This window comes from Frateuria edaphi (assembly GCF_021117405.1).
In the GTDB taxonomy this organism is placed as follows: Bacteria; Pseudomonadota; Gammaproteobacteria; order Xanthomonadales; family Rhodanobacteraceae; genus Frateuria_A; species Frateuria_A edaphi.
Genome location: NZ_CP088251.1, coordinates 203,467 through 217,865 on the forward strand (window position 1 = coordinate 203,467; position 14,399 = coordinate 217,865).

At 68.7% G+C, this 14,399-nt stretch carries 12 protein-coding genes; 9 read left to right on the top strand and 3 right to left on the bottom strand.

Translation table 11 applies throughout. The annotated features are described in order from the left end of the window. The first annotated feature begins 38 nt into the window (after positions 1-38). The 7 genes from LQ772_RS00960 (at position 39) to LQ772_RS00990 (ending at position 5,253) form a co-directional block, all read left to right on the top strand. A complete protein-coding gene (locus LQ772_RS00960) occupies positions 39-887 on the top strand; it encodes an energy transducer TonB (protein ID WP_231323162.1) in 849 nt (282 codons plus the stop codon). Positions 888-954: 67 nt separating this feature from the next. Beyond that, a complete protein-coding gene (locus LQ772_RS00965; protein WP_231323164.1) occupies positions 955-1,707 on the top strand; it encodes a DUF2884 family protein in 753 nt (250 codons plus the stop codon). A gap of 172 nt (positions 1,708-1,879) precedes the next feature. Continuing rightward, positions 1,880-2,320, top strand: coding sequence for a PA2169 family four-helix-bundle protein (locus LQ772_RS00970; protein ID WP_231323166.1), 441 nt, complete (start codon positions 1,880-1,882; stop codon positions 2,318-2,320). Positions 2,321-2,357: 37 nt separating this feature from the next. Next, on the top strand, positions 2,358-2,930 hold the full coding sequence (locus LQ772_RS00975) for a DUF924 family protein (protein WP_231323168.1): 573 nt from the start codon (positions 2,358-2,360) through the stop codon (positions 2,928-2,930). Between the two features lie 31 nt (positions 2,931-2,961). Further along, the gene (locus LQ772_RS00980) at positions 2,962-3,249 is read left to right on the top strand and encodes a DUF2845 domain-containing protein (protein ID WP_231323169.1); all 288 of its coding nucleotides are present in this window, start codon (positions 2,962-2,964) and stop codon (positions 3,247-3,249) included. A gap of 98 nt (positions 3,250-3,347) precedes the next feature. After that, a complete protein-coding gene (locus tag LQ772_RS00985; RefSeq protein ID WP_231323171.1) occupies positions 3,348-4,163 on the top strand; it encodes a DUF2884 family protein in 816 nt (271 codons plus the stop codon). 247 nt (positions 4,164-4,410) lie between these two features. Then, entirely contained in the window at positions 4,411-5,253 is an 843-nt protein-coding gene (locus LQ772_RS00990) for a mechanosensitive ion channel family protein (RefSeq protein WP_231323173.1), read from the top strand. 75 nt (positions 5,254-5,328) lie between these two features. Here the strand turns inward: LQ772_RS00990 and LQ772_RS00995 are convergent, their stop codons facing one another. Next, entirely contained in the window at positions 5,329-8,916 is a 3,588-nt protein-coding gene (locus LQ772_RS00995; protein ID WP_231323174.1) for a M1 family aminopeptidase, read from the bottom strand. Positions 8,917-8,920: 4 nt separating this feature from the next. Next, positions 8,921-9,805, bottom strand: coding sequence for an ABC transporter ATP-binding protein (locus LQ772_RS01000; RefSeq protein ID WP_231323176.1), 885 nt, complete (start codon positions 9,803-9,805; stop codon positions 8,921-8,923). 201 nt (positions 9,806-10,006) lie between these two features. On the opposite strand from LQ772_RS01000, the gene aceF reads away from it, so the two are divergent. Further along, positions 10,007-11,746: a dihydrolipoyllysine-residue acetyltransferase gene (aceF, locus tag LQ772_RS01005; protein WP_231323178.1), complete on the top strand. Its 1,740-nt coding sequence runs from the start codon at positions 10,007-10,009 to the stop codon at positions 11,744-11,746. Positions 11,747-11,761: 15 nt separating this feature from the next. Further along, positions 11,762-13,609 (top strand): dihydrolipoyl dehydrogenase, encoded by a 1,848-nt coding sequence (lpdA, locus tag LQ772_RS01010; protein WP_231323180.1) that lies wholly within the window; start codon positions 11,762-11,764, stop codon positions 13,607-13,609. Between the two features lie 106 nt (positions 13,610-13,715). Here the strand turns inward: lpdA and LQ772_RS01015 are convergent, their stop codons facing one another. After that, positions 13,716-14,390, bottom strand: coding sequence for a hypothetical protein (locus LQ772_RS01015; protein ID WP_231323182.1), 675 nt, complete (start codon positions 14,388-14,390; stop codon positions 13,716-13,718). Positions 14,391-14,399: the final 9 nt, after the last annotated feature.

Genomic DNA, 14,399 nt, shown 5'->3' on the forward strand with positions numbered 1-14,399 from the left:
GCGCAGACTTCCCCGGACCGACCTGGGGAGGCTTGGGGATGAAGCGCTTGCTGTTGGGGATGGCGGGTTTGCTGCTGGCCGGCATGGCGTTGGCCGCTGGGCCGCGTGCGACCCGCGAGAAGGTCGAGGCCAGCATGGTGGTCACCGGCTCGATCGGCGTGACGCCACAGGGAACGGTCCTTGGCTACACGCTGGACCATCCGGAAAAGCTGCCGCCGCTGGTCGCCGACCTGATCGGCAAGGCGGTTCCAGGCTGGACCTTCCAGCCGGTGCTGCGCGACGGCAAGCCAGTGGCCGCCAAGGCGCGCATGAGCCTGCGCGTGGTCGCGCAGCCGATCGGTGACGGCAAGTTCCGGGTCGGCGTGCGCAGCGCGTGGTTCGGGGATCCGGGCCGGGGCATCAGCAAGGACAAGGGCACGCCGCCGCGCTACCCGATGCAGGCCATCCGTGGTCGGGTCGAAGGGACGGTCTACGTCGCCTTGCGCCTGGATCGCGAGGGCCGGGTGTCCGACGCCGCCGCCGAACAGGTCAACCTCCGCGTGATCGCCAGCGACAACGAGATGAAACACTGGCGCGAGGTGTTCGCCAAGGCCACCTTGAACGCGGCGCGGCTATGGACGTTCAGTCCGGCCGATCCCTCCGACCACGCGCCCTACCGCGACGTCACGGTGCCGGTGGCCTACGAACTGCACGTCGGTCCCGCCCCGACCGCACCCAGCCCCGAATCGAAGTACGGCCAATGGCAGACCTACGTCCCCGGACCGCTCGAGCCGGTGCCGTGGAGCGATGCCGACCGCATGCTCACCGGCGGCGTGGATGCGTTGCCTGACGACGGCGTCTTCGGTGCGTCGAGCCTGTCGCTGCTCACGCCACTGGATCGGGGCTGAGCGGCCAGTTCAGGCGCCGTTGACGCACGGGCGGGTATCGCTGAGGTCCCTTTCCGGGACGACACCGATGCGCCTGCGGCTCCTGTTTGCCAGCTTGATCCTTGCCACCGCCCTGCCGGTCCTGCACGCGCAGGACCTGGGCGATACCTGCCACGCCAGCAGCAGTTACGACCTGACGGTGAAGCCGGACAGCCTGCTGTTCGATCGCGCGCAGCCGGCGCCTTTCCACGTGCAGGTCGCCGATGGTGTCCTGAGCACCGACGGCCAGCCGGTACGCCTGCATGCCGAAGCGCAGGACCGGCTGGTGTTGTTCGAGCGCGAGCTGCGCGCGCTGGTCCCGCGCGTGCGGGCGGTGGCCGATTCGGGTGTGGACCTGGCGGTGCGCGCCGTGCACGAGGAGGCCGCCGGCATGCAACTGGCGCCCGCCACCCTGGCCGAGCTCGACCGGCGATTGGCCGCGCATGCGACGCAGCTCAAGCAGCGCATCGCCCAGAGCAACAGCACCCATGACTGGCAGGGCGATGCCGCCCAACAGCTTGCCGACCGCATCGTCGGCGACCTGGCGCCGCTGGTTGCCGCCGACCTCGGCCAGCAGGCCCTGGCCGCCGCCATGAACGGCGATCTGGCCGAGGCCGCGCGCCTGCGCGACGAGGCGGCGGACCTGACCACGCAGCTGCAGCCGCGGCTGCAGCGCCGCATGCAGGGCTTGCGCCCGCAGGTCCAAGCGCTGTGTCCTTCGATCCAGCGGCTGGCCGATCTGCAGCAGGGCGTGCGCGGAGCCGATGGGCAGCCGTTGAACCTGGTGCGGGTCGGACCCTAGCCCCGCCCCGAGGCGTTCCCTGCAGGGGTACGGCCCGTGCGCAGGCGTGAACCCGAACGCCGCCTGACGGGCGATGCACAGCGAGCCCCGCCGCCGGCGCGAGTTAATCCGCGGCTAAGTGCGCAAGGCCGACCATGGTCGCCCACCTCGATACCCCAAGGAGCCGCTCGCCGTGGCCCCACGCCCCCAAACGCTGTTCAACGCGCTGATCCGCCAGGGCATCGACCTGCGCGCGATGTACCGCGACGCTTCGGACCAGGCCAGCGAGCCGGGCCTGCGCGTGGTGCTGGGCGAGAACGCGAGCGCGCTGGACCAGGTGATCGCCGACCTGCAGGGCCAGGTCAGCCACCTGGGCGGTACGCCGGCCCGGCGCGGTCGGCTGGGGGGATCCGCGCGGCGCCAGTTGATCGAATGGCTGCTGCCGGACACGCCGCGCCGCGATACCGCCTGGATCGCCCGGCTGGCGCACGGCGAAGCCGCCCTCGTGCACGCCTTCGAAGAAGGCCTGCAGCGCGCCACGCCGGAGGCCGCGCTGGTGCTGCGCCGCCAGCTGCCGCGGCTGCAGGGCATCCACCTGGACATGCATAGCCTGGCCCGCGCCCGGCGCTGCTAAGCTCCGCCCACCCGGGGCGGGCCCAGGGAGAATCGGCATGACCGCAACCGCGCAGGATGTACTGGATTTCTGGTTCGCCGACGAGAATACGGTGCGCTGGTTCGTGCGCGATCCCGGGTTCGACGAGGTCGTCCGTGCACGCTTCGGTCCCACGTGGGAAGCGGCCACCACGGGCGCGCTGGACCTGTGGGCCATCACCCCGCACGGCTGGCTCGCACTGCTGATCGTGCTCGATCAATTCAGCCGCAACATCCATCGCGGCGACGCGCGCGCCTTCGCCCAGGACAACCGGGCCCAGTCACTGGCGCTGGAAGGCCTGGAACGGCGCGACGATGAAGCGCTGGCGCCGCTGGAGCGCGTGTTCGCCTATCTGCCGCTCGAGCACGCCGAGGATCTCGCGTTGCAGTGGCGTTCGGTGACGCTGTTCCGCGCGCTCGCCCTACAGGCCTCGCCCAACGCGCGCGGGCAATATGAGAATTTCCTCGACTACGCGCGCCGGCACTGCGAAGTGGTCACGCGCTATGGCCGCTTCCCGCATCGCAATGCGTTGCTGGACCGGCCCAGCACGCCGGACGAAGAGGCCTATCTCGCGGAGGGTGGCGGCTTCTAGCGTGCGTCGTCGATTCCACGGAGGGAACGACATGCGCACCATCCTGATCGGCAGCCTGTGGCTGCTCGCCTTTGCCGCAACCGCGTCCGACACCTTGCGCGTGGGCAGCCACCTGCTGGTGGCCGGCGACAGTGCCACGCAGGTGCGCGAACTGCTGGGCCGGCCCACACGGGTGACCCACCAGCGCGCGCGACGCCTCGGCCGCGGCGTCGTGGTGGTGACGCCCGCCAGCGAAAGCTGGGTCTATCGCGACGATGGGCGCGAGATCACCGTGACGCTGGTCGACGGTGTGGTGTCTGACATCGAGCAGCATCCGTGAGCTTTCGGGCATGACCGATGGCACGGCATGACGCCTGGCCCATGTCTGCGGCTCGGTGCCGCGGGAAGCTGGCGCCATCGTCACCGGGGAGCCGTCCCATGCGCACGCTGATCCTTTCCCTCGCAATCGCCACCGGCCTGGTGCTGGGCGCGCCGGCGCAGGCGGGCGGCCTGCACGTCAACCACGAACAATGCAGCTTCGGCACCGACTACGACGAGCTGGTCAAGCCCGAGGGCATCACCTTCGAGCGCCAGGATGGCAAGCCCGGCAGCGTGTTCATGCATGAGGGCGCACTGCGCATCGACGGTCGTGACGTGGCCGTGTCGGCCGCCGACGCGAGCCGCCTGCGCGAGTACGAAAGCCAGGTGCGCAGCCTGTTGCCCGAAGTCACCTCGATCGCCCGCGAGGGCGTGGACATCGGCTTCGACGCGCTCACCACGGTGGTCGCCAGCTTCGCCGACGACCCGGCCGAGCGCACGCGGCTGACGACCGAGCTCAACGAGCAGCACAGGCAGGCCCTGACCAAGATCGACAGCGGCCTGGGTCATGGCGAGTGGCGCCAGCACAGCGTCGAGGACCTGATGGAAAACCAGGTCGGCCATGCGGTCGAGTCGCTGGTCAGCACGGTCACCGCCAAGGCGGTGAAAGCCGCGCTGAGCGGCGACCAGAGCCAGGCGGCCGCGCTGGAAGCGCGCGCCGACTCGCTGGACCGCAGCATCGACCAGCAGGTGGATGCACGTGCGGACAAGCTCAGCGAACGCGCCGAGGCGCTCTGTCCGCGCATGGCCCGGCTCGATGAGTTGCAGCAGCAGTTCGAATTCCGCCTGAAGGACGGCTCGCGCCTGGCGCTGGTCGACCATCAGCCGGAGCATGACAACGAGGCTTCCGCCAAGACGAAGCCCCAGACCCGCTAGCCGTCCCACGGCCTGCGGGCCGGCCGCTCCTCCACACCACACCCCAAGTGCGGCCATCCGCCGCGCCGGTTTCCCCAGACCGGCGCGGTGTTTTTTTTTGCTCTCACGACTCGCGGGAGCCCACCTGTGGCCATGCCCGTCGTCGTGACCCGGGCCACAGGCATCACCTCCGGGCAGGCTCTTGCAGAAGCATCGTCTCGAATGCCCCTGTTAGGCTTCGCGGCTGGTTCGTACGCGGAGTGACGCCATGCCCGACCTGCTTGCCCGGATCCATTTTTCCGAGAACGCCACGCAGCTGGGGATCAACATCCTCATCGCCCTGCTGATCCTGCTGATCGGCAGCTGGCTGGCGGCGCGCATCGCCAACCTCGTCCAGCGGGCGATGCACCGCGCGAGCGTGGACGAAACCCTGATCGGCTTCCTGCGCAACCTGATCTATGGCGTGCTGGTGGCGGTGCTGGTGGTCAGCGCGCTGATCACCGCGGGCGTGCCCTCGGCGCCGCTGGTCGCCGCGCTGGGCGCCAGCGGCCTGGCCATCGGGCTGGCCTTGCAGGGTTCGCTCAGCAACCTGGCCTGGGGCGTGCTGCTGATCGTGTTCCGGCCGTTTCGCGCGGGCGACTTCATCCATGCCGGCGGCGTGGAAGGCACGGTGGAGACGGTCAACCTGATGTACACGCAGCTGGTGCTGCCGGACAACCGCGAGGCGATCGTGCCCAACGCCAAGATCGGCGGCGACGCGATCATCAACGCCAACCGGCGGGGTACGCGCCGGTTCGAGCTGAAGGTGGGCATCGGCTACAAGGACGACATCGGCCAGGCGATCGGGGAGATCGACAAGCTGTTCGCTGCCGACCCGCGCATCCTCAAGGAACCGCCGCCGAGCGTGGTGACCGGCATGCTGGCCGAAAGCTCGGTGGAACTCATCATCCGCGCCTACACGCGCAGCACGGACCTGTGGGCGGCGCAGACCGAGCTCTTGCGCAAGATCAAGGAGCGTTTCGACGAGGCGGGCATCAGCATCCCGTTCCCGCAGCGCGAGCTGACCGTGGTGCAGGGCACGTTGCCGGACGGGAGCAGAAAGGCGGGTTGAGCGGCCGTAGGGTGGGCTCTAGCCCACCGCACGTCCGCGCAAGCATGCGGTGGGCTGAAGCCCATCCTGTGATGCTTATTGCACCGTCACCGGCCGCCGGTTGTCGCCTGACACGCGGTCGATCAATTCGTTGAACGGGTCGATGCCCGCCTCGGCGGGCGTCCCGTCCACGGTCACGGTGAGGGTGCTGTCGCCCGCCGGCAGCAGGCGCTTTTGCAGGTACAGCGGCTTGCCGTCGCGGCCCCTGACCGGCGAGGCGGCGAACACGCCGATGTCCACAGGCACGTCCGGTTCGGCCGGGGTCTCCTTGCCGGTACCGTCGACGTGGACCTTGCCCGCGTGCACCTTCAGGGTCACCGCGTAGCGACCGTCGGGCAGCTTTTTCGCGGTGGCCTCGCCGGTGCGGTTGTCGAACAGCGTGATCTTCCAGAACAGGTCGTCCAGCAGCCCCTTCCACTTCGGGTCCAGCGCCCGGGCGAGCGTGTCCATGAAATCCTGCGAGCTGGGGTAGGGCGGGCCGCGGAACTGCCAGTCGAGCAGGAACTGTTTCAGCGCCCGGTCGAACACGTCCTCGCCGACATAGTCCTGCAGCGCGTAGAACACCAGCGAGCCCTTGTTGTAGTGGATGTACTGCTGGTTCTCGACCTTTGCCAGCGGCTCCTCGGCGACCTTCTCGGTGGCGCGGCTCATCAGATACCTGTCCAGCTCGTACTTGAGGAACTTGCGCATCTGGTCGGCGCCGTACCTGTGCTTCATCACCATCAGCGCCGAGTACTGCGCCAGCGATTCGCTGAGCATGGTCGAACCCTGCATGTGCGCGCCGATCACCTGGTGGGCCCACCACTGGTGAGCGACCTCGTGCGCGGTCACGTAGTAGACGTAGTCGACCTTGGACCGGTCGCGCAGGTCGGCGATGAAACCCACGCCTTCGGAATAGGGAATCGTGTTGGCGAAGGACTGTGCGAAGTGCGCGTAGTTGGGGGACTCCAGGATCCGCACCTGGCGGTACTGGTAGGGCGTGAAATGGGCCTGGTAGTAGGCCAGCGCGTCCCGGGTCGCCTGGATCATGCGCTCCACGTTCCAGGCGTGTGCGGGGTTGTAGTAGACCTCGATGGCGATGCCGTCGTAGCTGGCCTTCTTCACTGCGTAGCGCGCGGACAGCCAGGCGAAGAAGTCCAGCATCGGCCGGTCGGCGGCATAGGTGAAATAGCGGCGACCGTTGGCGGTCCAGCTTCGGGTGAGGTAGCCCGGCGCCAGCGCGATCTGGTCGGCGGCGGTGGAGACGGTGGTCTCGAAGTCGATCCAGTCGGCGTCGTTGCTGACGTAATTGTCGCCCAGCGCCCTGGTGTCGCCCAGCTTCGGCATGCGCGGCACGTCGGGCGGCAGGCCGTACTTGCGCCGATCGCCGCGGTCGGTCAGCTGCGCCTCGCTCTGGTAGCCGAAGCGCGGCAGCACCTGGCTGTTGAAGAAGCTGCCGTTGGCGACCAGGAACTGGCCGGATGGCTCGTTGGTGAAACCGCGCGGGGCGTACTCGATGTCGAAATCGAAATCCATCGAGGCACCCGGCGGTAGCGGCCGCTCCAGGCGGTAGATCGCGTAGCCCAGGCGCGTGTCGTGGCTGATCGTCTCGTGCGGCGCGAACTTGAGCGACTTCAAGGCGAAGTGGGTATCGAAGTTCACGTGCAGCCTGTCGATCGGCCTGCCGCTTCGGTTGACCAGCGTGTAGTGCCCGCGGATTTCGAGCCGCCGCTGGTAGGGATAGATGTCCACGTCGGTCTTGACCGCCGTGATGCGCGGCTGTGGCAGGCCGTCGTATTTCGAATACTTCTTCTCGTAATCGGCGCGCTGGCGCGTCTCGTCGTCGCTGCTGGAGTAGTGGTTGAGCACGTTCGTGTTGTAGAAGATCCAGGCGCCGGTCGCGACGAAGCCGGCCAGCGCCAACCCCAGCGCGACCGCGGCCGGACGGCGCAGCCGCGCTCGGGCCTCCTGCAGACGTTCGCGCCAGGTGGTGCCGGTGCCGCGCACGTTGAACAGTGCCGCGACCACCAGCATCGCCGCCGCCGCAAATCCCCAGTAGAGGTCGAACCACAAGGCGGCGGCCAGGAAATGGCCGAAGCCGTTCATGTCCGAATACGGCACCGACGAAGCGTGGCCGAAAACGTACAGGTTGTGCTCCCAGTGCAGCAGCGGGAAGCCGATCAGCGAGGCGACCAGCCACACGATGCCCAGCAGGTAGCCCATGAACTTGCTGCCGGCCAGCGTCTGGAACAGCAGCATCAGCACTGACAGCAGCACGAACGGTGCCGCATCCAGCCCCAGCATGGCCAGGTACAGGCCCGGTTCCAGTCGCGTGTAGCCGTGGGCGAGCTGCCAGGCGATGCCGACCAGGTCGCCGACCAGCAGGTACACCAGCACCACGGCGACCAGTGCGAGCAGGCGCGCGGTGAGCGGCAACCAGTCCGGCAGCGGGAACGCATCGACCACCTCGGCGGTGCGCCGGTCGCGCTCGCGCCAGACCAGCTCGCCCGCGTAGAAGGTCACGATGATCGCCAGCAGCCACTGGAAGCTGCCCTGGATCGTCTCCAGCACCGTGTGCGTGACCGGGTAGACCGGTGTGCCGTAGAAGTCGCCGGCGAAGGCCAGCGCGAACAGCAGGTTGACCAGCCCGAACACCAGCATGACCAGGAACGGCACGCCGCGCAGCACCTGCCCGACGTCGAACGCCAGCAGCTCACGCAGCTGTGCGAGATGGGCGCGCAGGTCGTGCGCTAGCCGCACGGCCGGCAGGCCGCTGCGCACCGCGCCGGGCATCGGGCGCAGCAGCGGCGGCTCGGCGCGGGGCTTGCGCCCGGGCATGCGCAGCCCCTCGCGGTCGGTACGGAAGAGCGCGAACGCGGTGCCGGCCAACAGCACCGAGACGCCCAGCCAGAGCAGCCGGTTCCACAGCAGCAGCCCTTCCAGCGGCGGCAGGCGATGGTTGAGCTCGTCGGCGGACCAGTAGCGCGTGACGATGCCCAGCGTGCGGCCCCCGAAGGGATCGAGCATGGCCGCCACGATGTGATGGTTGACGTCCCGGGTCAGCAGTCCCGACAGCGACAGCAGCACGATGAAGGCGATGATGCCGATGTAGGTGGCCAGTAGCGAGCGGGTCACCGTCGCCAGCAGGAACAGCAGCGAGGTCACGAACAGCATGTCCGGCAACACCATCACGCCGAATGCCCAGGCGTAGCCGTGCCATCCGGGCGGACCCAGCCGCGTCGGGTCGACCCACGGCATCGCCCCGCCCAGCGCCACGCCCAGCGCCACCGCCAGCATGATCGCCACCGCCGCCGCGTAGCCGGCGGCCAGCCGGCCGCCGAGGTAGGCGCCGCGGCTGACCGGCGTGGCGAACACCAGTTCGGCGGTGTCGTGGTCGAAATCGCGCAGCGCGGCGCCGGCGACGAACACGCCGCCGGCCAGCATGCCGAAGATCGTGAAGGCACTGACCAGCCGCGCGATCACCATCGGCGCGTTGCGCAGCACGTTGCCGCTGGCGCCGCCCATCACGACCGCGTCGGTGCTGGCCACCGCGAAGGCGAGCCCGCCGAAGGCCAGCGCCATGATCCAGAACAGCGGCGCGCGCCATTGCTGGCGCCATTCGAAGCGGAAGACCTCCCCCAGCATGGCGTCAGGCTGCCCGCGCCGTGGCCTGGGCGCGCAGGTGGCCGAAATAGACGTCCTCCAGGTCCGGCGACACCGCCTCGAAACCGGGTTCCGGCAATGCGTCGGCCAGCACGTGCAGCAGCGTGCGCCCGCCGGCCAGGCGGGTGGACAGGATGGTCATGCGGGCGCGGTAGTTGTCCAGCTCCGCCTTGTCGATCGTGCGCCGCCACACGCGCCCGTCCAGGCTGCGGATCGCCTCGCGCGGCTCGCCGGTCAACAACACCTGGCCCTGGCCGATGATCGCCATCCGCGGGCACAGGTCGGTCACGTCGGCCACGATGTGGGTGGAGAGGATCACCACCACCTTCTCGCCGATCTCCGCCAGCAGGTTGAGGAAGCGGTTGCGCTCCTCCGGATCCAGGCCCGCGGTCGGTTCGTCCACGATCACCAGCTTCGGGTTGCCGATCAGCGCCTGGGCGATGCCGAAGCGCTGGCGCATGCCGCCGGAAAAGCTGCCGAGCTTGCGCTTGCGCACGTCCCACAGGTTGACCTGGCGCAGCAGCGCCTCGATGAGGTCGCGCCGCTCGCCGCGGGCGGTGACGCCCTTGAGCACGGCGAAGTGCTCCAGCATGGCCTCGGCCGATACTTTCGGGTACACCCCGAATTCCTGCGGCAGGTAGCCGAGCAGGCGGCGGGTGGCCGGCTTGTCCGCCAGCAGGTCCATGCCGTCGAGCTCGATGCTGCCCTGGTCCGGGTCCTGCAGCGTCGCAATCGTCCGCATCAGCGAGGACTTGCCCGCCCCGTTGGGTCCCAGCAGGCCGAACATGCCCTGCGGGATGTCCAGATCGATCCCGCGCAGCGCATGCACGCCGTTGGCATAGGTCTTGGACAGGTGGCGGATGGTCAGCATGCAGGCTACTCCGCGCCGCCCCGCGCGGCGCCGGGAACCAGCATAGGCAGCGGGGCCGGCGGGCACATCGGCACAAGGTCATGCATGCCGGGTGGCCCATGACCGGCCGCCCCTGTGCGGCGGGCGGCCGTTCGCTATCATGGGAGGCCTTGCGCGGCCGTCATCCCCGGGCGCTGCGCGCTTGCCATCGCAGGAGACCCCATGGCCGACCCCAAAGAAGCACGCGTCCCCGACATCGGCGGCCACGACAACGTGCCGGTGATCGAAGTGCTGGTGAAGGCCGGCGACCGCGTGGAGAAGGAACAGAGCCTGATCACGCTGGAATCGGACAAGGCGACCATGGAGGTGCCCTCGCCGTTTGCCGGCGTGGTGAAGGAAATCAAGCTCAAGGTCGGCGACGAGGTGTCCGAGGGCGCGTTGATCGCGGTCATCGAGGCCGAGGGGGCCGCACCTGCGCCGGCGAAGGCGCCCGCCGCCGCGCCGCTTTCCAGCGCGCAGGCCAGGGCGGCCGAGCCGGGTACCGGCAAGGGCGCCATCGACGAGGCGCCGCCAACCCCGCCACCGGCCGCGCCCCCCGCGACGGGCGGCGTGCGCGAGGCGCGCGTGCCGGACATCGGCGGTCACGACAACGTGCCGGTGATCGAGGTACTGGTGAAGGTCGGTGACACGGTCGCCAAGGACCAGAGCCTGATCACGCTCGAATCGGACAAGGCCACCATGGAAGTCCCGGCGCCGTTCGAAGGCGTGGTCAAGGAACTGAAGCTCAAGGTGGGCGACGAGGTATCGGAAGGCGCGGTGATCGCCCTGATCGAGACCGGCGCCGCCGCCCCGGCAACGGCCGCGCCATCGCCCGCAGCCTCGCCCGATGCGCAATCCGCCACCGGCCTTCCGATCAGCAGCGGCGGCCCCAAGGCGCCCGGGCAGCCGGCCGGCGGCCGGGGCGTGCTTCCGGGCAACGTACCCGAAGGCGATGTCGCACCCCGCGCCCGTCCGCCGATGGACGCCCAGGTGATCATGCCGGGCGATGCTCCCTATGCCAGTCCGGCGATCCGCGCCTTCGCGCGCGAACTCGGCGTCGACATCGCGCAGGTCAAGGGCTCCGGCCGCGCCGGGCGCATCCAGCGCGAGGACGTCAGCGCCTACGTGAAACACGCGCTGGCCTCCGGCGCGCGTCCGGTGCAGGGCGCGCCGGTGGCCGCCGGCGGCGGTCTCAACCTGCTGCCGTGGCCGAAGGTCGACTTCGCCAAGTTCGGCCCGGTCGAGGAGAAGCCGCTCACCCGCATCCAGAAAATTTCCGGCGCGAACCTGTCGCGCAACTGGGCGATGATCCCGCACGTCACCCAGCACGAGGACGCGGACATCACCGAGCTGGAGGCGTTCCGCAAGAAGCTCGGCGAGGAAAACAAGGACCTGAAGGTCACTCCGCTGGTATTCCAGATCAAGGCGGTGGTCGCGGCGCTCAAGCAGTTCCCGCAGTTCAACGCCTCGCTGGACGAGACCGGCGAGAAGCTGATCCTCAAGAAGTACTTCCACATCGGCATCGCGGTGGACACGCCCGATGGCCTGGTGGTGCCGGTGCTCCGCGACTGCGACCAGAAGGGCCTGCTGGACCTGGCCCGCGAGCTGGGCGAGATCTCCAAGAAGGCGCGCGAGAAGAGGCTCGGCCCGGCCGAGATGTCCGGCGGCTGCTTCTCGATCTCCTCGCTGGGCGGCATCGGCGGCACCGCGTTCACGCCGATCGTCAATGCGCCGGAGGTGGCGATCCTGGGTGTCTCCAAGGCGTCCATGAAGCCGGTGTGGAACGGCAAGGAATTCGCGCCGCGGCTGATGCTGCCGCTGTCGCTTTCCTACGACCACCGCGTGATCGACGGTGCACTCGCCGCGCGCTTCGCCGCCTTCCTCGCCACCCAGCTCGGCGACATCCGCCGCCTGCTGCTCTGACGGGAGGCCAAGGCCATGGCGAACACGATCGAAGTGAAAGTCCCCGACATCGGCCACGACAACGTGCCGGTGATCGAGGTTCTGGTGAAAGCCGGCGACCGCGTGGAGAAGGAACAGAGCCTGATCACGCTGGAGTCGGACAAGGCCACGATGGAAGTGCCTTCCAGCGCCGCTGGCGTGGTCAGGGACGTCAAGGTGAAGGTGGGCGACGAGGTGTCCGAGGGCGCGGTGATCCTCACGCTCGAAGCCGAGGCTTCTGCTCCCTCTGCCCCGGATGGAAACAAGGCGGGGGAAGAGGGCCAGGGTAAGGGGGCGCCCTCGCGACAGCCCGGCAACGAAGCGAACGCACCTACCGCCGCTCCCGCAAGCCCCGCCCCCTCACCGCAATCCCCTCCCCGCCGGGGAGAGGAAGCGAAGGTGCCGCACGCGGCAGCGGCATCGTCCAGAACACCTGACCTCGAATGCAAGCTCGTCGTCCTCGGCTCGGGCCCCGGCGGCTACACCGCCGCGTTCCGCGCCGCGGACCTGGGCGTCGACACCGTGCTGGTCGAACGCTACGCGAGCCTGGGCGGCGTCTGCCTCAACGTCGGTTGCATCCCGTCGAAGGCACTGCTGCACGCCGCGGCCGTGATCGACGAGGCCGACGCGATGGCCGCCCACGGCGTCACCTTCGGCAAGCCCAAGATCGAGCTCGACAAGCTGCGCAAGTTCAAGGATCAGGTGGTCGGCAAGCTCACCGGCGGGCTGGCCGGCATGGCCAAACAACGCAAGGTGCGCACCGTGCAGGGCACGGGCAGCTTTGTCTCTCCGCACGAGCTGGAAGTAAAGACGGCCGAGGGCACCAGGCTGATCCGATTCGAGCACGCCATCATCGCCGCCGGCTCGCAGGCCGTGCGCCTGCCGATGTTCCCGTGGGACGACGAGCGCGTGATGGATTCCACCGGCGCGCTGGAGCTGAAGGACATTCCGAAGCAGCTGCTGGTCGTCGGCGGCGGCATCATCGGCCTGGAGATGGCCACGGTGTATGCGGGCCTGGGCAGCGAAGTGACCGTGGTCGAGTTCATGGACCAGCTGATCCCCGGCGCCGACGTGGACCTGGTCAAGCCGCTGGCCAAGCGCCTCGGCGGCAAGCTCAAGGGCGTGCACCTGAAAACCAAGGTGGTCGAGGCCAAGGCCACCAAGAAGGGTATCGAAGTCCGCTACGAAGGCGACAGCATTCCCGACACCACCGTGTTCGACCGCGTGCTGGTCGCCGTGGGCCGCTCCGCAAACGGCAACAAGATCGGTGCCGACAAGGCGGGCGTGGCGGTGACCGATCGCGGCTTCATCAACGTCGACACGCAGCTGCGCACCAATGTGCCGCACATCTTCGCCATCGGCGACCTGGTCGGCCAGCCGATGCTGGCGCACAAGGCGACCCACGAGGCGCGCGTCGCCGCCGAAGTGGTGGCCGGCATGAAGAGTCATTTCGACGCCCGCGTGATCCCGTCGGTCGCCTACACCGACCCGGAAATTGCCTGGGTCGGCGTGACCGAGCGCGAGGCGAAGGAAAAGGGTCTCAAGGTCGGCGTGGGCAAGTTCCCCTGGGCCGCCTCCGGCCGCGCGATCGGCATCGACCGCACCGAAGGCTTCACCAAGCTGCTGTTCGACGAGGAAACCCACCGCGTGGTCGGCGCGGGCATCGTCGGCCCGCACGCCGGCGACCTGATCTCCGAGCTGGCCCTGGCCATCGAGATGGGTGCCGAGGCGGCCGACATCGCCCTGACCATCCACCCGCACCCGACCTTGAGCGAGTCGATCGCGATGGCGGCGGAGGTCTACGAGGGCACCATCACGGACCTGTACATCCCGAAGAAGAAATAGCGCCGCTCAAGCGAACAGGAAGCCAGTCGCGACCGGGCGGCTGGCTTTTTTTTTGCCCCGTGGCGCATCCGTCGGTTGCTTCGAAAGCGGTGGACCGGCAGATCGCCTAGTGCGCCTGTGCCTCGGCCAGCGCCGCCTGCAAGCGGTCCTGCAAGGTCACCAGATTGTTCTTGGCCTGGTCCAGCATCAAGGTCATCTGTCCGATCACGTGCAGGAATTCACGCGGTTGCACGGTGCCGATGCGCATGTCGGTCATCGCATCGACCATGCGCGGACCGTTCATCACCAGCGCCAGGTTCGCGCTCAGTGTCGTGACCATGTCCCGTTGCCCGGCATAGGCCGCCGCATAGCGGCGCATGTGGGCGTCGTCGATCCAGCTGGCCGACTGGTTGGCTACGGCCACGTCCCAGGCTTCCTGGCGCAGGCTGGGCCAGCGCAGGTTGAGGTTGAAACCTTCCAGCGCGACCAGCGATTGCACGTGCCGGGCTACGGCATCGTCCGGCGCCCGTGCCTTGAAGTCCTCCACGAGCGCATTGCGGATCTTGGCCAGCGCCCGGGCTTGCCGCTCGTCCTGGGCGAGCGAGGACTTTACTTCCGCCAGGTTGGCGCGAATCTCGGCTTCGATCTGCGCGCGCGCCGTCTCGGCCGCGTGCGCATGGTGCGTATGCTCGATCCACGCCTCCAGCCCCAGCGCGGTGAGGATACTCAGCACGATCATCAGGTAATGCTTGAGGAAGTCCTTCAGCGATTCCACGCGAGCCTTGGGCAGTTCCAGGTGCATAGGTTGTCC